At 71.6% G+C, this 18,161-nt stretch carries 18 protein-coding genes; 13 read left to right on the top strand and 5 right to left on the bottom strand.

Features of this window, described 5'->3' with window-relative positions; all coding sequences use genetic code 11:
• Window positions 1–224 precede the first annotated feature (224 nt).
• Window positions 225–1,709 (top strand): glycosyltransferase family 39 protein, encoded by a 1,485-nt coding sequence (locus BJ998_RS00965; protein WP_184857594.1) that lies wholly within the window; start codon window positions 225–227, stop codon window positions 1,707–1,709.
• Here BJ998_RS00965 and BJ998_RS00960 read toward each other — a convergent pair.
• Together BJ998_RS00960 and BJ998_RS00955 are read right to left on the bottom strand one after the other, a co-directional pair.
• A complete protein-coding gene (locus tag BJ998_RS00960) occupies window positions 1,706–2,704 on the bottom strand; it encodes a hypothetical protein (protein ID WP_184857592.1) in 999 nt (332 codons plus the stop codon). The two genes, BJ998_RS00965 and BJ998_RS00960, sit on opposite strands and share 4 nt — an antisense overlap.
• Window positions 2,705–2,793: 89 nt before the next feature.
• Window positions 2,794–3,657, bottom strand: a complete 864-nt coding sequence (locus BJ998_RS00955) for a 3-hydroxybutyryl-CoA dehydrogenase (RefSeq protein WP_184857590.1) — start codon at window positions 3,655–3,657, stop codon at window positions 2,794–2,796.
• 157 nt (window positions 3,658–3,814) lie between these two features.
• Between BJ998_RS00955 and BJ998_RS00950 the strand changes: the two genes are divergently transcribed.
• Window positions 3,815–4,753, top strand: coding sequence for a G1 family glutamic endopeptidase (locus BJ998_RS00950; RefSeq protein WP_184857588.1), 939 nt, complete (start codon window positions 3,815–3,817; stop codon window positions 4,751–4,753).
• Window position 4,754: 1 nt separating this feature from the next.
• Here the strand turns inward: BJ998_RS00950 and BJ998_RS00945 are convergent, their stop codons facing one another.
• Window positions 4,755–5,501, bottom strand: coding sequence for an SDR family oxidoreductase (locus tag BJ998_RS00945; protein WP_184857586.1), 747 nt, complete (start codon window positions 5,499–5,501; stop codon window positions 4,755–4,757).
• 45 nt (window positions 5,502–5,546) lie between these two features.
• On the opposite strand from BJ998_RS00945, the gene BJ998_RS00940 reads away from it, so the two are divergent.
• The 11 genes from BJ998_RS00940 (at window position 5,547) to BJ998_RS00890 (ending at window position 16,758) form a co-directional block, all read left to right on the top strand.
• Entirely contained in the window at window positions 5,547–7,310 is a 1,764-nt protein-coding gene (locus BJ998_RS00940; protein ID WP_184857584.1) for an AfsR/SARP family transcriptional regulator, read from the top strand.
• Window positions 7,279–8,424, top strand: a complete 1,146-nt coding sequence (locus BJ998_RS46970; protein WP_312890531.1) for a tetratricopeptide repeat protein — start codon at window positions 7,279–7,281, stop codon at window positions 8,422–8,424. Before BJ998_RS00940 ends, BJ998_RS46970 begins: the two co-directional genes overlap by 32 nt.
• Before the next feature lie 269 nt (window positions 8,425–8,693).
• Complete coding sequence (locus tag BJ998_RS00930; protein ID WP_184857582.1) at window positions 8,694–8,912, top strand: hypothetical protein; 219 nt, start codon at window positions 8,694–8,696, stop codon at window positions 8,910–8,912.
• A 180-nt stretch (window positions 8,913–9,092) separates the two neighbouring features.
• Window positions 9,093–9,683 (top strand): cardiolipin synthase ClsA, encoded by a 591-nt coding sequence (clsA, locus tag BJ998_RS00925; protein WP_184857580.1) that lies wholly within the window; start codon window positions 9,093–9,095, stop codon window positions 9,681–9,683.
• A 237-nt stretch (window positions 9,684–9,920) separates the two neighbouring features.
• On the top strand, window positions 9,921–10,430 hold the full coding sequence (locus BJ998_RS00920) for a DUF4863 family protein (protein ID WP_184857578.1): 510 nt from the start codon (window positions 9,921–9,923) through the stop codon (window positions 10,428–10,430).
• 7 nt (window positions 10,431–10,437) lie between these two features.
• Window positions 10,438–11,133, top strand: a complete 696-nt coding sequence (locus BJ998_RS00915) for a nitroreductase (protein ID WP_184857576.1) — start codon at window positions 10,438–10,440, stop codon at window positions 11,131–11,133.
• Window positions 11,130–11,978, top strand: coding sequence for an AraC family transcriptional regulator (locus tag BJ998_RS00910; RefSeq protein ID WP_184857574.1), 849 nt, complete (start codon window positions 11,130–11,132; stop codon window positions 11,976–11,978). Before BJ998_RS00915 ends, BJ998_RS00910 begins: the two co-directional genes overlap by 4 nt.
• Before the next feature lie 63 nt (window positions 11,979–12,041).
• Complete coding sequence (locus tag BJ998_RS00905) at window positions 12,042–12,542, top strand: (2Fe-2S)-binding protein (protein WP_312889862.1); 501 nt, start codon at window positions 12,042–12,044, stop codon at window positions 12,540–12,542.
• A gap of 4 nt (window positions 12,543–12,546) precedes the next feature.
• Window positions 12,547–13,545 carry an FAD binding domain-containing protein gene (locus tag BJ998_RS00900; protein ID WP_184857571.1) on the top strand — a complete coding sequence of 333 codons (999 nt, stop codon included), beginning with the start codon at window positions 12,547–12,549 and terminating at the stop codon, window positions 13,543–13,545.
• Window positions 13,542–15,695, top strand: coding sequence for a xanthine dehydrogenase family protein molybdopterin-binding subunit (locus BJ998_RS00895; protein ID WP_184857569.1), 2,154 nt, complete (start codon window positions 13,542–13,544; stop codon window positions 15,693–15,695). The genes BJ998_RS00900 and BJ998_RS00895 overlap by 4 nt, the downstream gene beginning before the upstream one ends.
• Window positions 15,685–16,758 (top strand): hypothetical protein, encoded by a 1,074-nt coding sequence (locus tag BJ998_RS00890; protein ID WP_184857567.1) that lies wholly within the window; start codon window positions 15,685–15,687, stop codon window positions 16,756–16,758. Before BJ998_RS00895 ends, BJ998_RS00890 begins: the two co-directional genes overlap by 11 nt.
• Here BJ998_RS00890 and BJ998_RS00885 read toward each other — a convergent pair.
• Window positions 16,755–17,501: an alpha/beta hydrolase gene (locus BJ998_RS00885; RefSeq protein WP_221337831.1), complete on the bottom strand. Its 747-nt coding sequence runs from the start codon at window positions 17,499–17,501 to the stop codon at window positions 16,755–16,757. The two genes, BJ998_RS00890 and BJ998_RS00885, sit on opposite strands and share 4 nt — an antisense overlap.
• Entirely contained in the window at window positions 17,494–18,159 is a 666-nt protein-coding gene (locus BJ998_RS00880; RefSeq protein WP_184857565.1) for a nitroreductase family protein, read from the bottom strand. The genes BJ998_RS00885 and BJ998_RS00880 overlap by 8 nt, the downstream gene beginning before the upstream one ends.
• Between the last annotated feature and the right edge of the window lie 2 nt (window positions 18,160–18,161).

Here is an 18,161-nt window from a genome sequence, read left to right as displayed (position 1 = left end):
AGGTCTCGGGCAGATCATCACCCGGTCGTGACGGGCGCGTCGGGCCGGGATCCACTATGGACGCTGCTTGACTCGCGGGCGTGTCTCCGGATCAGATCGAGCGGATTCGCCCGGTCGATCACCTCGTAGCCCCGCCGCGCCCGGCCCTTCCGGCCGAAGGCAACCTCCGAGCGCCCGCACGCGTGAACCCCACGACGGGAGGGACTCGGGGGGAGAGGCGGCGCATGGGGGGACATGCGTGGCTGGTGCGCGCCTTGCGGACCAGGGTGTGGCTGGTGCCGGTGGTGGTGGTGATGCTGGCACTGGGCACGCACCACATCACGGTGCCGGAGATGTGGCGAGATGAGCTTGCCTCATGGACGGCGGCGACACGAAGCGTGCCGGAGCTGTTCACGTTGCTGTCGCACATCGACGCGTCCAGCGGCGCCTACTACCTGGTGCTGCACTACGTGGCGGCGGTGTTCGGCGCGAGCCCGCTCGCGCTGCGACTGCCGTCGCTGCTGGCGATGTGCGCGGCGGCCGCGTGCGTGTCGCTGGTCGGCAAGCGGCTGTTCAGCCGGCGTGCCGGCCTGGCTGCGGGCACGGTGTTCGCGTTGCTGCCGAGCGTTTCTCGGTTCGGGCAGGAGGCCCGGTCCTACGCGTTTGTCGTGATGTTCGTGGCACTGTCGACGTTGTTGCTGTTGCGGGCGCTGGAACGCCCGGTCTGGTTGCGCTGGGCCGGATACGCCCTCGCGCTCGCCGCGAGCGGCGTGTTCCACCTCGTCGCCCTCAGCTGCGTCGCCGGCCACCTCGCGGTGGTCTGGCTGCAGTGGCAACGGGACCGGGAACGCCGGTACTGGCGGTTCATCGCCGCCGTGGCGGTCGCGCTGCTGCCGGTGATTCCCGTTGCCCTGGCGGCGCTTCCGCAGGCGAAGGCGCAGATCGGCAACGTGGCCGAGCCGGCGCTGACCACGCCGCTGACCGACGTGACCCAGCTGTGGCTGATGCTGTTCTGCTCCGGCATCGGCGCGGGCGCGGTGATCGTGTTCGCCGGCCTGGCCTGGACGACCCGCCGGCGCGCGGCGGCGATCGGCACGGCGATGGCGCTCCTGCCGACCGTGGCGGTCCTTGTCGTGTCGGAGTTCGGCACCTCGTACTACATGGCGCGGTACTTCATGTTCACCGTGCCGGCGTGGGCGGTGCTGGCCGGCGCCGGCATCGCCACGGTGAGCCGGCTGCGCGCGATGGCGATCGCCCTCGTCGCGTTGGCCGCGCTGATCTACCCGGACCAGCAGGCCGTCCGGCTGCCGCTGGCCCACGACTGGTGGAACTACCCGCTGCCGCCGGCGCCGCCGGCCTTCCAGTACTCGGCGGCGGCGAAGGTCATCGCCGGCGAGTGGCAGCCCGGCGACGGCGTGGTCTACGGCGAGCGCGGCTCGGCGCCGCTGACCGACCTCGGTATCGAGTACAACCTGCCGGACCGGGTGCACCTGACCGACGTGCTGGCCACCGGCAGCCCGCAGGCCGGCGGCACGTGGGTGCCGCCGGAATGCCCGTCGCCCACGGACTGCCTCAGGACCGGCCCGAAGCGGGTGTGGGTCGTCAACACCGACCCCACCATGTTCGGCGGCATGGAGGAAGGGAAGATCGACGGCCTGCTGGAGTACTACGGCACGGTCGAGTCCACCTCGGTGCCGGGCATCACGGTGACGTTGATGGTCCGCGACTAGTCGTCGACGAGCTTCAGCATGGCCTGCACGGCGTTCTCCGCCTCGGACGGGGAACGCCGGCCGAGGCCGCAGCTGGTGGCGATGTCCACCTGGCGGCCGGCGGCCGTCTCCACGAGATCGCGGACCCGGAGCTGGTCGGCGGGATCCTGGAGCTCGTGGGCGATGCCGGCGATCAACGGCATGTCGCGCAGCCGACGAAGCGGCGCGTAGAACGCGGCATCGGTCGGCGGCGGCTGCTCGCCGCCGGACATCGGCAGGTGCACGAACTCCAGCGACCGGCCGGCGGGCCAGCGGCGGACGATGGCGTTGGCCAGCAACACGAGCGGGGACGCGTCGCGCAGCTGGCGAAGCGCGCGGTGCCCGAGATCGCCGAGACAGAGGTGGACGCCGAAGCGAGAACCGACCGGCGCGCGGGCGACCTGGCGCGTGACGAGGTGGGCCATGAAGGCGGCCATCGGGCGGCGCAGCGGCGGGGGAGCGGCGGCGACGGCGATCAGCGCGGCCGGAACCTCCAGCTGGAACACGACATCCGGCACGGCGATCCGGGTGATCTGGTCGGCCACGGCCAGCAGGAACCGGCGGCTGTAGCGGACGGCGCCGGGCGGGCCGAAGGTGAACAGCGCCATGTCGAGATAGCCGGGAATGCCGACCTGCAACGGAAGTCCGGGATCGTCCACAAGGGACGCCAGTGCCGCGCGGTCCTCGGTGGCGTACTGCGCGAGGCGCAGCGGAATGCGCAGCTGCTGGCCTTTGCGGACGGCCAGCAGATCGGTGTCCTCGTAACCGGTCCAGTCGCCGTCGCGCAGCGACCGGATCTCCGGCTGCGACTTGAGTTCCTTGACCATCGGGAGGAACCACAACAGCCGCGGCCCCGTCTCGCCGCCGGACAGCCGGCGCAGCAGGCCCCGGACTTCGCCCAGCTGCCAGGAAAACGCGGCACGGGCGTCCGGAAACTGCGGCATGGTGCCGATGAAGTGCAATCGCCTGCGAGCCATGCCTCGAGCATCGGCGACGCGAGCCGGCGTCGGCCGCCCGAACGGGCGCTCGGCGGGTGATCGCTACCCGTCCGGACGGCCGCGTCGACTCAGGCGGAGTAGTCGTAGAACCCGCGGCCGGTCTTCTTGCCCAGCAGGCCGGCGTCGACCATGCGCAGCAGCAGCGGCGGCGGCGAGTACAGCGGCTCCTTGAACTCCTCGTACATCGACTCGGCGATCGCCTTGGTGGTGTCCAGGCCGATCAGGTCGGTCAGCTGCAGCGGACCCATCGGGTGGGCGCAGCCCAGCACCATGCCGTTGTCGATGTCGGCGGCCGAGGCGTAGCCGGACTCCATCATCCGGATCGCCGACAGCAGGTACGGGATCAGCAGCGAGTTCACCACGAAGCCGGCCCGGTCCTGGGCCGTGATGACCTCCTTGCGCAGCACGCCGGCGGCGAAGCCGCGGGCCCGCAGCGCGGTCTCCTGGCTGGTCAGCAGGGACGGCACCAGCTCGACCAGCTTGAGCACCGGCACCGGGTTGAAGAAGTGGATGCCGATCACGTGGTCCGGCCGCTGCGTGGCCATGCCCAGCTTCATGATCGGAATGGACGAGGTGTTGGACGCGAAGATCGCCTCCGGGTCGGTGACCACCTTGTCCAGGGTGGCGAACACCTCGGTCTTGACCTGCTCGTTCTCGGCGACGGCCTCGACGACCAGCTCGCGGTCGGCGAAGTCGCCGAGGTCGGTGGTGAACCGCATCCGGCCCAGCGCGCCGTCCCTGTCCTGCTCGGACAGCTTGCCGCTGCGCACGCCCCGCGCCAGCGACTTGGCGATCCGCTCCCTGCCCGCCTCCATCGCGGTCGGGTTCGCCTCGCTGACGACCACGTCCAGCCCGGCCCGCGCGCACACCTCCGCGATGCCGGAGCCCATCAGTCCGGCGCCGACGACGCCCACCCGGCGGATCTCAGCCACAGGGATCCTTCCTCCTTCGTCGTTCACGTCGCCGGACAGGATCGCCGTCCGGCGAGGTCAACTGTATCTGTCGGCGGCTGGACGGCTCCTTGAACCACGCGACGTCGTTTCACGCATTGATCGGAAATGCCCCGACGCCGCGTGGGAGGTGCGTCTCGTGACCGAAACCACCATGGCGCCGAGCGAGCTCGGCGTCCGATTGTTCACCCCGCCGCCGGCCGATTTCGACCCGCTGACCGCCGACCAGCGGGAACTGCTGGTGCACGGATTCCCCGCTCGTCCCGACCAGGACCGCGAGCGGCGGCTCTACGCGCAGTGGAAGCGCAGAGTCAGCAGAAAGTACACGAGAATCGAGCCGGTTTTCGTGCGCAACACCGACAAGGTGCACGGGCCGATGCGCGGCCCGAGCGCGGAGGCGGAACTGGCCGGCCCGGCCGGCTCCCACAAGGCGAACGCGACCTCGACGAACTGGTCCGGCAGCACGGTCTTCGCCGCCTCCGGCGACTCGTTCAAGTGGGTCGAGGGCGAGTGGACGGTGGCCGACCCGTCCGACCCGAAGGGCGGCAAGAGCTCGTACTACTCCTCGTCCTGGGTCGGCATCGACGGCTGGGGCTCGCCCGACGTGCTGCAGGCCGGCACCGAGTCCTCACTGGTCAACGGCTCGAAGCGGGTCTACGCCTGGTGGGAGTGGTACCCGGACTTCGAGATCGCCATCTCGAACTTCCCGGTCTCCGCGGGCGACACCATGTTCTGCCTGATCTGCGCCAGCTCGGCGACGACCGCGTCGATCTGGCTGACCAACGACAGCACCGACCAGTCGGTGTCCTTCGCCGTCACCGCGCCCAGCGGCACCACGCTGCGCGGAAACTGCGCGGAATGGATCGTGGAAACGCCGAGCGTCGGCGGTTCCCCGACCACGCTGCCCGATTACGGCGTCGTGTATTTCGACGAGGCGCAGGCGTTGGCGAACACCGCCGGCTGGGTCGGCGGCAACACCGGAACGCCGATCACACTCGTCAATTCCGGTGGCACCGCCCTGTCCACGCCCACATTGGAGGCGGCGGACCTGCTGAAGCTCACGTACAACGACGTGTGATCTAGAGGCCGCCGGCGATCCGGAATATCGCGCCGGTGGTGTAGGAGGCCTGGTCGGTCATGAGCCAGGCGATCGCGTTCGCGATTTCCGCTGGGTCGCCCGGGCGGCCCAGCGGGATCCGGCCGGCCGCCTTCCACGCCCGCTCCGGATCCCCGGAGACGGTGTGGATCTCGGTGTCGACCATGCCCGGCGCCACCGTGTTGACCCGGATGCCCTCCTTGGCGACCTCCTTGGCCAGCCCCACGGTCAGCACGTCGACCGCGCCCTTGGACGCCGCGTAGTGCACGTACTCGCCGGGCCCGCCGTGGATGGTGGCCGACGAGGAGACGAACACGATCGAGCCGCCACCGCCGCCGCGGGCGGTGGACATCGACTGCACGGCGCGCCGGGCCGACAGCATCGCGCCGAGCACGTTCACCTCGAGCACGTAGCGCAGCTGGCTGACGGGCTGGTCGGCCAGCGGCATCATCGGGCTGGTCACACCGGCGTTCGCGACCAGCCCGGTGATCTGCCCGAGCTCCTCGCGGGCGGTGCGGAACAGCACCTCGATGTCGTCCTCGCTGGACACCTCGGCCCGCACCGCGATGCACCGCCCGCCGGCGTCGACCACCTCGCGGACGACCTTCTCGGCGGCGTCGGCGTCCTCGCGGAACGACAGGCACACCGCGTGCCCGTCGGCGGCCAACCGGCGCACCGCCGCCGCGCCGATGCCGCGGCTGCCGCCCGTGACGATCGTGACTGGAGACACTCGTTCCCCCTACTCGTGCTTGTCAGCAGGGGCATTATCTCAAGGGTGGGGGTGCGTTACGGGGTGCTCGGGCCGTTGGAGGTCACGATCGACACCGAGCCGGCAGCGTTGCCGGCCGCCAAGCAGCGGATCGTGCTGGCCGCGCTGCTGCTCAGCGCCAACCGGCCGGTGTCGGTCGAGGAGCTGGCCGAACGGCTGTGGGGCGAGGAGCCGCCGGCCAGCGCGAAGGCGACCCTGCAGGGGTACGTGCTGAGGCTGCGTCGCACGTTGACCGCCGCCGGCGTGGATCCGGTGCGCACCCGGCCGCCCGGCTACCTGATCGAGGTCGAACCGGGGCAGCTGGACCTGGACGTCTTCAAGGCCCTGGTGGCGGAGGCCGAGTCCGCGCCGGCGTCGGTGGCCGCCGAGCGCCTGCGGGAGGCGCTGGACCTGTGGCGGGGGCCGGCGCTGTCGGACGTGCCGTCGCCGTCGCTGCACGCGGTCGCCGGGCGCTGGCTCGCGGAGCTGCGGATCAACGCGTTGGAGCGGCGCATCGACGCGGATCTCCGGCTCGGCCGGCACGCCGACCTGCTGGGCGAACTCGCCGGCCTGGTCGCGGACTCGCCGCTGCACGAGCCGTTCCGAGCACAGCTCATGCTCGCCCTGCACCGGTCCGGTCGCAGCGCCGACGCCCTGGAGACGTACCGGGACGGGCGCGCGGCCATCGTGGCCGAGCTGGGCATCGAGCCGGGGGAGCGGCTGCGGGAACTGGAACGCGGGGTGCTGGCCGGGGATCCGGCGCTGGACTGGCGGCCCGAGGCGCCGGATACGGCCGAGGTTCCCGGCAGCACTGTGCTGCGGCCGCAGGCGCTGCCGCCGGACGTGCAGTTGGTCGGCCGAGCGTCCCTCGCGGACGAGCTGACCCGTCGGCTGGCCTCGTCGTCACCGCACAGCGGCATCCCGGTCGTGCAGGTGATCGCCGGCATGTCGGGTGTCGGCAAGTCCGCCCTTGCCGTCCATGTCGGCCACCAGTTGCGCCCGCACTTCCCCGACGGCCGCCTGCACGCGACGTTGAGCGACGCCACCGGCCCGATCCATCCGGCCGAGGTGCTGGGCCGGCTGCTGCGGCTGCTCGGCGTGCTCGGCACGCACCTCCCGGACAGCGTGGAGGGACGCTCGACGCTGCTGCGTGACCGCCTGGCCGGCCGGCGGGTGCTGCTCGTGCTGGACGACGCCGTCGACGAAGCGCAGGTCAGGCCGCTGATTCCGGGCGACGAGTGCTCGGCGGTGCTGGTGACCAGCCGGAACCGGCTGACCGGGTTGGCCGGGGCGCGGACCGTTGACCTGACCGTGCTCGACGCCTCGGATTCGCTGCGACTGCTGGAGACGGTGCTGGGCACGGCGCGGATCGCCGCCGAGCCGGATGCGGCCGCCGACCTGGTCCGGCAGTGCGGCGGGGCTGCCGCTGGCGTTGCGCGTCGCCGCCGCGCGGCTGGCGGCGCGGACCAGTCGTCCGCTGAGCTGGCTGGTGGCGCAGCTGGCCGACGAGCAGCGACGGCTGGACGGGCTGGCGGCCGGCGACATGCAGGTCCGAGCCAGCCTCGCGACCGGGTACCGGGCGTTGGACGAGGAACAGCGGCGGGCCCTGCGGTTGCTGGGCTCGCTCGACAACACCGAGTACTCGCCGCGGCTGGCCGCCGCCGTGCTGGACCGGCCGTGGCACCGCGCGGAGCGGCTCGTCGAGGACCTGGTCGACGCGCAGCTGCTGGAGCTGACCGGCGTCGCCGACCGGTATCGGATGCACGGCCTGGTCCGCATCTACGCCCGTGAACAGATCGAAGCCGCCGAACGGGACGCCGCCCTGACGCGGGCGCTCACGGCGTGGCTGATCGCCGCCGAGGAGGCGGAGGCGGTGATGCCGAACGCCGGCTGGCTGCCGCACCTGCCCGGCAGGGGAGCGGTGGCCACCGGCGATCCGATGGCCTGGTTCGAGCTGGAACGGCAGGAACTGGCCATCGCGATCGAGCAGGCGGCCGCTGCGGGGCATGCCGAACACGCATGGCGGCTGGCGGCGGCCTGCGAAGGCTTCCTGGAGCTGCGCGGCTACTGGGACGACTGGCGACGCTGCCATGAGCGGGCACTGGTCGCCGCCGTGACGGGGAACGACCGCTGGGGCGAGGCGAGGATGCGGTACGGCCTCGGCCGGCTGTGCTTCGCCCAGGACCGGTACGTGCTGGCCGAGCGGCTGTTCAGCCGCGCGTTGGAGCTGTGGACCGGCGACCGCCTGTCGCAGGCGCACGCGTTGATGGCGCTCGGGGACGTGCACCACCACAACGGCCGGCTCGACCTGGCTCGGCGCTGCTTCGAGGAGGCGGCGCTGGGGTACGCGGCCGAGCACGACGAGCGCGGCGCCGTCAACGCCGGCTTCTGCCTGGGGCTGATCCATCGTGACCTGGGGGACCCTGACGCGGCGAAGGCCGCCATGGCGGCGGCGCTGTCGGCGTTCCGCGGCCTCGGCGACTCGTACGGTCAGGCCCAGGTGCTGCTGTTCCTCGGCGCCTCGCACTGCAAGTGGGGCGACCAGGACGCCGCCGAGCGCTGCGTCAGCGAGGCCACCGCGCTGTACCGGGGCTTCGGGGACCGGCTCGGTGAACTCCGCTGCTTGCGGCAGCTCGGGCACGTCCTCGTCAGCCGCGGCGAGACCGCCCGCGCCGAACGGGTGCTCAACGGCTGCCAGCGGGCGTTCGCCGAGATCGGCGACGTGTTCGGCCAGGCCACGAGCTGCTGGAGCTTGGCCGAGCTGGCGCTGCGGGACGGCGACGAACGGCTCGGCCGGCGGCGGCTGGCCGACGCCCTGGACCTGTTCACGAAGGCCGGCCTCGAACCGTGGCAGCGGCGGATGCGGCGCCGGCTGGCGGAACTGGGCAGGTCAGCCCCGGTGTGACCAGTGCGGCCGATCGGCGGTACCGGGAAGGGGCGCCGTTGGTCGGTCGGGCAGGAGCGCCGAACGGCATCGACGGTGACCCCCGGCACAAGTCGATCACGTGACGGGGATCGCAGCTGGGCGACGTATCCGCCCCGGCGGGCGCGGGCCCCGCCGAAAGCGGCGGTGAGCGTCGGAAAGGGGGCCAGAATCCTTGCCGTCGGGGTAACGCACAGCGACCGGGTGACCCGCTTCCCGGACGGAACCCCTCACGGAGGATTCAGCTAGAGATGAGCGTCATGGTCGAGGCAACCAGCCAGTCCGAGGCGAACCGGGCCTCCCGTCCGCTGCCGACCGCGCCGTGCAGCGTCGTGTGGAGCGGCGGGCACGCGTACGTCCTGGAGGGATCGCACGGCCGGGCCCGCTGGGTCGGTGTCGACGACCGCGGCCGCCCGCGCTTCTACACCGGTGACGAACTGCAGCTCCGCGGCTGGTCCCGCTCCCGCTGACCCCGGCGAGTCCCGCTCTCCGGCATACCGAATTGCGGTTTCCGGCAGTCCCGCCTCCCGGGCCGTCGAGTCGGGTGCACAGGCAACCAAATCCCGCCCCCGGGGTCGCGTGTCTCATGTGAGCGACACACCACACTCCCCGGGGGCGGGATCTTTTCTGCCGCACATAGGCTTGAGCACGTGGTCCAAGGCAACGCGCACGTACGGTCCGACCGGGTGCTCACCATCCCCAACCTGCTGAGCATCCTGCGGCTGGCGGGCGTTCCGCTGTTCCTGTGGCTGCTGCTCGGCCCGCGCGAGGACGTGTGGGCCATCGTCGTGCTGGCGCTGGCCGCGATCTCCGACTGGATGGACGGCAAGCTCGCCCGCTGGCTCAACCAGACCAGCCGCCTCGGCGCGCTGCTCGACCCCGCCGCCGACCGGCTCTACATCCTCGCCACCGCGTTCGCCTTCGTGGTGCGGGACATCCTGCCCTGGTGGTTCGTCGCCCTGGTGCTGCTGCGCGACGTCTCGGTGACTGCATGCCTGCCGCTGCTGCGCCGCGCCGGCTACGACGCCCCCGACGTGATCTACCTCGGCAAGGCCGGCACCTTCTGCCTGCTCTACGCCCTGCCGATCCTGCTGCTCGCCCAGGTCGGCCCCGGCACCGCCATGATCGCCGGCCCGATCGGCTACGGCTTCGCCGGCTGGGGCCTGGCGATGCACGTCTGGTCCGGCGCGCTCTACGTGTTCCAGAGCCTCAACGCCGCCCGCCACCCGGTCCGCGGCTGACCTCCCCGGCCCGGACGCCCGGGCCATTCCGACACCCGGCGGCCCGCAGTCCGCGGCCGCCCTTCACCCCTGCCCGCTTCCGGCCGTCCTTCGGCCTTGCGCGTCGGCCGTGCCACTTTCCGGCCGCCCTCACCCCTGCCCGCTTCCGGCCGCCGCTTTCCGCCGGTTGCGTTACAAGTATTGACTGTAACGTAACCTCGCCCTAGCGTTGAGCCATCCCCCAGCGAGGAGGCAGACGTGACAACCGCGCAGGAGCTGATCGACCGGAGCATCCCGTTCCTCGACGAGGTCAAGAACCGCACCGCGGGCGGCAAGCTGGAGACCTGGCTCAACGAGACCTACGGCCCGGGCACGGAGCTGTACGAGGACCTGGCCCGCATGATCACCGACGGGGTGCGCGAGGGGTGGGCGGCCAACATCGAGGTGGACGGCCCGCACTACCGGCGCAGCCGGATCGCCGACCCGGCGGACGTGCTGAACTACTTCAGCATCACCGCGGTCTACATGGACAGCGTCGAGCCGTTCCGCGGCCAGTACCACCAGCATCCGTACGGCGAGCTGAACCTGGTGGTGCCGCTGACCCCGGGCGCGGAGCTGATGGGCCCGCGTGGCTGGCAGGCGGCGGGCTGGACGGCGCCGGGACCGGGCAGCCACCACTACCCGGAGGTTCGCGGCGGCGCGCTGATCGCGCTGTTCTACCTGCCGGCCGGGCGCATCTCCTACGACATCACGCCGCCGGCCGCCTAGGTCCACAATGGACGTGGCGGAGGCGTTGTCGAGCAGGCGAAGTTGCCGCGGCTACCTGCCGACGCCGGTGCCGGCCGATGTGGTCGAACGGGTGCTGGCGCTGGCGTCCCACTCGGCCAGCAACTCGAACTCCCAGCCGTGGCAGGTGCACGTGGTGACCGGCGCGGCCAAGCGCCGCCTGACCGAGGATCTGCTCAAGGCCTACGAGGCCGGCGACCGCGGCCGTGAGTACGACTACCAGCCGCCGGCCGAGGAGTGGCCGGAGCCGTTCCATGGCCGGCGGCAAGCGTTCGGCCACACCCTGTACGCAGAGGCGCTCGGCATCGGCCGCGACGAGCCGGAGCGGCGCCTGGCCCACCACCGCCGCAACTACGACTTCTTCGGCGCGCCGGTGGGCATGATCCTCACGGTGAGCCGGCGACCGCGGCAGGGGGCGCTCGTCGACGCCGGCCTGTTCCTGCAGGCGCTGATGCTGGCGGCGAACGCCGAGGGGCTGGCCACCTGCGCGCAGGCGTCGCTGATCGACTTCTCCCCGGTGCTGCGGCGGAACCTGCGGATCCCCGACGACCAGCTGATCGTGTGCGGGCTGTCGCTGGGATATGCCGACCGCGACCATTTGTCCACCCGTTGCCGTACCACGCGGCTACCGGTGTCGGCATTTGTCACGTTTCACGAGGCGGAGGATGAATACTGCGGCACATGAGTGCCGACCACGTGCGTCGAAGACGGGACGAGTGGCCCGATGCGGGCTGGACGTCGCTACGTGTGGTGCAGTTCGACAACGCCGAGCAGGCCGAGCTGCACCTGCCGCCCAGCGACTGCCAGTCCATCGTGCTGGTCGACAAGGGCCTCACCGTCATCGAGTCCCGACACGGAGCCAGGTGGCGGGGCGCGGACTACGGGCCCGGCATGATCGGGCTGACCGCACCGGGCCAGTCCACTCATATCCGCTGGCGAGGCTCGGAAAGGACGTTCACCACGCATGTCGAGCTTCCGGCGGCCCTGATCGACCGCACCGGCGTGGAATTGTGGGGCCGGGACGCGGCCCGGTTGGGCCGGCCGGACGCGTTGGCCGTTCAGGATCCGGTTCTGTCATCGGTTGTCGACGCCTTGTGCGCGGCCGCCCGGATGGGAGTCGACGAGTTCTACGCCGAGTCGGCGGCCACGTTCCTCGCGGCGCACCTGCTCACCGTGCACGCGACGGCGCCGCCGCTGGAATGGGGGCGGGAAGATCACCGGGTCCGCCGCGCCGCGCGGTTCATCCGCGACAACTATCAGCAACCGTTGACACTGGCCGAGATGGCGGCCGTGGCCGACCTGAGCCCGTTCCACTTCCTCCGCGTGTTCAAGGCGGCGACCGGCGAGACGCCGTACCGCTATCTGACCAAGGTTCGGGTCGACCGGGCCCGGCGGCACCTGACCCGTCACGACCTGTCCATCACGGAGATCGCGCACCTGTGCGGGTTCGCGTCGCCGTCCCGGCTGACCGCCGCGTTCCGGCACGAAACCGGAGTGTCACCGTCGGAGTACCGGGCGGCGTCGCAATAATCGCCCGCTCACGCCGCAACCAGGGGAATGCGGTCACCGGGTGAGGGAACCTACCGTGGCGGCGTGTCCACGAACGACTTGCCCGCCACCACGGTCGAAGTGACCTGCACCGTCAACGGCGAATCCGTCCAGCTGCGGCTGGATCCCCGGGAGTCGCTGCTCGACGTGTTGCGCGAACGGCTCGCCCTGACCGGCACCAAGAAGGGCTGCGACCAGGGCCACTGCGGCGCCTGCACGGTGCACATCGACGGCCGCCGCGTGGTGTCCTGCCTGACGCCGGCCGTGCAGGCCGACGGCCAGGAGATCCGCACCATCGAGAGCGTCGCCGGCCCGGACGGCACGCTGCACCCGCTGCAGCAGGCCTTCGTCGACAACGACGCCCTGCAGTGCGGCTACTGCACCCCCGGCCAGATCATGTCGGGCCTGGCCTGTATCGCCGAGGGGCACACCGCCGACGACGACCAGATTCGCGAGTACCTCAGCGGAAACGTCTGCCGCTGCGGCGCGTACGTGGGCATCGTCGCCGCCGTGCGGCAGGCCGCCTCAGCGGCGCGGGAGGGCTGACCCCATGCGACCTTTCGCCTACGCCGCGCCGGGCAGCGTCGACGCTGTCGTCGAGGCGCTGCGCACCGCCCGGCCGGGCACCAAGATCCTGGCCGGCGGAACCACCCTGTACGACTTGATGAAGCTCGGCGTCGAGGCGCCGCCGGCCGTGATCGACGTGCACCGGCTGCCCGAGCTGACCGGCATCTCGGTCACCGACTCGGAGCTGGTCTTCGGCGCCGGCGTCCGAATGGCCGATGTCTCCGACCATCCCGTGGTTCGCGACGAGTACACGGCGCTGGCCGAGTCGATCTGGCGGGCGGCGTCGCAGCAGCTGCGCAACATGGCCACGCTGGGCGGAAACCTGTTGCAGCGCACGAGGTGTGGCTACTTCCGGGGCACGGAGTTCGCGTGCAACAAGCGGAATCCCGGCAGTGGGTGCGCCGCGATGGAGGGCCACGACCGGCACCACGCGCTGCTGGGCGCCAGTTCTTTGTGCAGCGCGACGTACGCGGGCGACTTCGCCATCGCGTTGATCGCCTTCGACGCCGTCGTGGACGTGGTCGGGCCGGCGGGAGAGCGCTCCATCGCACTGGCCGACCTGCACGTCGAGCCGGGCGACGACCCGAGCCGGGAACACGTCCTGGGTCCGGACGAGCTGATCGTCCGCATCCGGGTCCCGCTGAGCGCCGCCGGCCGGGGCTCCACCTACCTGAAGATCCGGGACCGCGAGTCCTACGCCTTCGCGCTGGCCTCGGCGGCGGTCGGGCTCGTGATCGACGGCCATGGCGTCGTCACCGAGAGCCGGATCGCGCTCGGCGGCGTGGCCACCCGGCCGTGGCGGGCGGTCGAGGCCGAGCAGTCGCTGCTGGGACGACCGCTCACCGCCGAGGCGGCGCGGCGGGCCGGCGAGATCGCGTTCGCGGCCGCGCGGCCCGGCCGCGCCAACGGATTCCGAGTCGAGCTGGGCATTCGCACGGTCGCCGACGCCGTGCGCACTGCCGGGGAGCGAGCCGTCCGATGAGGGTCGACGCGTACGAGAAGGTCACCGGGAAAGCGCTCTACGGGGCCGACCGCGTGCTGCCCGGGATGGCCTTCGCCGCCCTGGCGCTGGCCAAGGTCGGCCGCGGGCGGCTGTCCCGTGTGGACACCAGCGCGGCGCGGGCCGTGCCGGGCGTGCTGCTCGTGGAGACGAAGTTCGACGAACTGACCGGTCCCGGCTTCGTGATGGGCGGTGGCTTCGGCTTCCAGAGCCTGCAGCCGATGACCGACGACCACATCGCCTACCGCGGCCAGCCGATCGCCATCGTGGTCGCGGAGACGCCGGTCGCCGCCACCGAGGCCGCCGAGGCGATCACCGCCGAGTACGAGCCGGAGCCGTTCGCCCTGCACCTGGACGCCGAGGGCGCGACCACGCTCGTCCAGGAGGAGGCGATCCCGCTGCCGTTCCTGGCCGACATCCGGGTCGGCGACGCGGACGCGGTGATCGAGAACAGCGCGGTGCGGATCGACAGCACCTTCGAGCACCCGCCGCAGCACGCCGTGCCGATGGAGCTCAACGGCGGCGTCGTGGAGTGGCAGGGCGACACGCTGGTCGTGCACGAAGGCACCCAGAACGCCAACGCCCTGCGGTTCGGGCTGGCCCAGCAGCTCGGCATCGACGCGGCGAACGTCGAGGTGCGGTCGCCGTACGTCGGCGGCGGTTTCGGCCAGAAGAACTCGCTGCTGGTCCACATCGCACCGCTGGCGGCGGTGTCGCGCCGGCTGGGCCGCCCGGTGAAGCTCGTGCTGGCCCGCACCCAGACCTTCCACAACGGCAGCTTCCGGCCGGCCAGCAAGCACCGGATCCGGCTCGGCGCGGACGCGACCGGCAAGATCCTGGCCGCCGTGCACGAGGTCGACCAGCAGACCTCCCGCCACGACCTGTTCATCGCCATGCACACCGAGGTCACCGGTCGGCTGTACGGCTACTCGGCCTTCCGCGGGCGGCAACGCCTCGTGCAGACCGACGTCCAGACGCCGGGCTACATGCGGGCGCCGTTCGAGAGTCCGTCGATGTTCGCGTTCGAGCAAGCGGTGGACGAACTCGCCCACGCCGTCGGCCGGGATCCGGTCGAACTGCGGCTGGCCAATGACACCGAGACGGACCCGATCACCGGCTTGCCGTTCTCCAGCCGCCACGTCGGCGACTGTCTGCGCCGCGGCGCGGAGCTGTTCGGTTGGTCGGGTCGCAACCCCGAGCCGGGTTCGATGCGGGCCGAGGACGGGTCGCTCGTGGGTTGGGGCGTGGCCATCGGCAACTACCCCGGCAACGTGGCCGCCGCCGTCGCGACGCTCACCGCCGACACCGACGGCCGGGTGACCGTCGCCGTCGACGGACACGAGATGGGGCAAGGCATCCGGTCCACCATCGCGCTCCTCGTGGCCCGTGATCTCGGCATCCCCGTGACCGACGTGACCGTGCAGGTCGGCGACACCACGGTCGGCACCCAGCACCTCACGGCCGGTTCGTGGGGCACGGCGACCGCGCTGCCGGCCGTCCACTCCGGACTGCAGGAGCTGCGCAAGCACCTCAACGTCTCCGACACCGGTGACGTCGACGTCGCCACGGCCGTCGCCCACGTCGGGCACCCGGTGCAGGTGTCGGTGGAGTCGCTCGGCCCCGGCCAGACGGCGGATGCGTTGGCGCAGTCCAAGGTCGGCCACCTGGCCATCGCCGGACCGGTGTTCCCCGGCTTCGTCACGTTCAGCTGGATCGCGCACTTCGTCGAGGTCCACGTGGAGCCGACCACGTGCCGCATTCGCGTGCCGCGGGTGGTCAGCGTCGCCGACTGCGGCCGGGTCGCCAGCCCGGTGACCGCCGCCAGCCAGGTACGCGGCGGCGTGATCTGGGGCATCGGCGCCGCACTGCGTGAGGAAACCATGGTGGATGACCGGTTCGGCGGGTTCCTGAACTCCACGCTGGAGGAGTACCCGGTGATGGTGAACGCCGACGTGCACCGGATCGACGTGGACTTCATCGACAAGCCGGACTACCAGTTCAACCCGGTGGGGGTGAAGGGGCTGGGCGAGGTGTCGATGGTCGGCGCGGCGGCGGCCGTGGCCAACGCCGTGCACCACGCGACCGGCAAGCGGCACCACAGACTGCCGATCCGGATCGAGCATGTCATCTGACGTCGTCGAAGCCGAGGTCGCGAGTCGCCCCTCGGTGAGCGCCCCGGACGCGATGAGTCCCGAGGCGCTCGCCGAGGCCCGGCGGGCCCAGCCGCGGCGCGGGCTGCTGGGCCTGCTGTTCGTGATTCCGGCGTCGGTGTTGCTGGCCGTCGGCTGGGGCGGGCCGGTGCACTCGCTGACGGTGCTCGGTCCGCTGCTGACGTTCGCGCTGCCCGTCGTCGCCATGATCGCGTTCTGGTGGCAGGACTGGCCGGGCTCGTTGCTGACCGGCGGCTGGTCGGGGTTGGGCGACACGGTGATCGTCGCCGTCGGCGGCGTGCTGTTGGCGACCGTCGGCCAGGCGTTGGTCGAAGGCGTTGACCTGCAAGGGATTTTCGCGCCCGCTCCGGGGCATCCGTCGCTGTCGGAGACCGTGCCCCTGGCGGTCGGCATCTTCGGGGCCATCCTCCAGCTCACGCTGGTCGGCGAGTGCTGGCCGCTGCGCGGGTTCGGCCGGATCGGGTCCGGTGTCGCGGCGTTGGTCCTCTGCGGGGTCGTCGGCTATGCGCTCTACAGTGGACTCGTGACGGCCGGTGTGGTGGCCGGCGAGTCGTACGCCAGCTGGTTCGCGGCGCTCGGGGTCTGGCAGATGGTCTGGTACGTGGCCTTGCGCGGCTGGCCGTTCGCCCGGATCCGCCGGCGTGGCCTCCGCCTGGCGACCGCCCACCTCTCCGTCGTCGCCTGCGGCTGGGTCAGCTACCTGTTCGCCGAGCACGTTCTCGGCTGGGAGCCCGGTCGGATCGCCGAGGTGTCCGGCGCCGCGATCGGGTCCATTCTCGTGGTGGCGATGCTTTTCGAGGCGTGGCCGGCGATCCGGCTCACCGAGGTCCCTGGCCGCAGCCTTGTCCTGGTGTTGGTGGTCGTGTCTACGGCCGTGCTGTCGTCGGTTCTGCCTGTCGTCGCTGGCTCGCTTGGTGTGCCGGAGCGGCAGGCGCTGAGCTGGTCCACGCACGCCACCCTGAACGCCTTGAGCCTGGCCGTGATCCTGCACGTGGCCGTCTGGCGACGCTGGCTGGCCGACTAGCCCAGCATGGTCCGCAGCCAGGCGGCCGTCATGGCCAGGGAGGCCGGACTGTCGAATGCCGGGTCCTCATGGCCCGCGCCGCCCAGCAGCAGGAAACGACTGTCCACACCGGACCGGCTCAGCGCGTCGTGCAGCGCCTGGCTCTCCGACGGCGGGATGATCCGGTCCCGGTCGCCGTGGGAGATCAGGAACGGCGGCGCCTGAGGGGACACGTGTCGCAGCAGGCTCAGGTCCGCCGCCTTGGCCGTGTCGCCGCCCAGGAAGGCCTGCTCGAACGCGAAAGGCAGCAGCCGGGCCTCGATGGCGCTCCGTGACGCCGACACCGCCAGGTCGGCCTGGCCGAACCAGTGCACGGCCGCCTGCACCGCGCTCGACCGGTCCAGGTTGCCTTCGCCTTCGAACCGTCCCGGCGTCAGCGCCAGCAGCGAGCCCAGGTACGCCCCGGCCGACGCGCCCCAGACCCCGATCTTCTCGGTACGGAGCCCGAACTTCTCGCCGTTGGCCCGTAGCCAGCGGACGGCGCCCTTCACGTCGTGCACCGGCCCCGGAAACGTGGTCCCGGGGGCCAAACGGTAGTTCACCGATGCCACGTTCACCCCCAACGCCGCCATGGGGGCCAACCGGTTCGCGGCGTCGTCGGCCTTGTCTCCGTGCTGCCAACCGCCGCCGTGGATGTAGAGGACGAGCGGCGCATCGGGATCGGGGGCAGGGTAGAGGTCGAGGGTGCGGGAGAGCTCAATCACCGGACGTCCCCCACAGCGGCGACGGGATTTCCGGCGTGTACGGGCGATCCCACCGGTTGCGGCTGCTCACCTCGTGCACGGGGCGGCGATTGGCGGCGACGCCCCAGCGGCCGAGGGGGTAGCCGAGCGCGAGCATGGCGGTCATCTGCCAGCCCTCGTCCGTGGGCACGCCGAGCAGCTTGACGACCTCGTCGGCCTGGTACCGCAGCACGGTGGTGATCGTGCCGCCGACACCCTCGGCACGGGCGGCGAGCAGGGCGCTCCAGATGGCGGGGTAGATGTTGGCGCCGCCGTGGTCGTCGATGGCGAACACGAACAGCAGCAGCGGGATCTCCTCGAAGTGCTCGGTGAAGTAGTCGCCGGACTTCTTGATCCGGCCGAGCGTCTCGGCGTGCGCGACGGGGTCGTGCCGGGTCCGGCCGAGCGTGCCGGCGTCGATCTCGGCGTATTCGCGCTCCCGGGCGGTCCGGTACAGGGTCGCGAGCTCGGCCTTCAGCGCCGGATCGTCCACGGCGAGGAAGTGCCAGCGCTGGGCGTTGCCGCCGTTGGGGGCGCGGATCGCGGCGTCGAGGATGCGGCCCTGCACGTCGACCGGAATCGGGTCCGGCCGCATCCGGCGCATCATGCGGGTGGTGTAGAGCGCCTCGCGCACGTCCATGA

The organism is Kutzneria kofuensis (assembly GCF_014203355.1).
Classification (GTDB): domain Bacteria; phylum Actinomycetota; class Actinomycetes; order Mycobacteriales; family Pseudonocardiaceae; genus Kutzneria; species Kutzneria kofuensis.
Note: the sequence above shows the minus strand (reverse complement) of the source record. Positions and strands in the feature narration are given on the sequence as shown.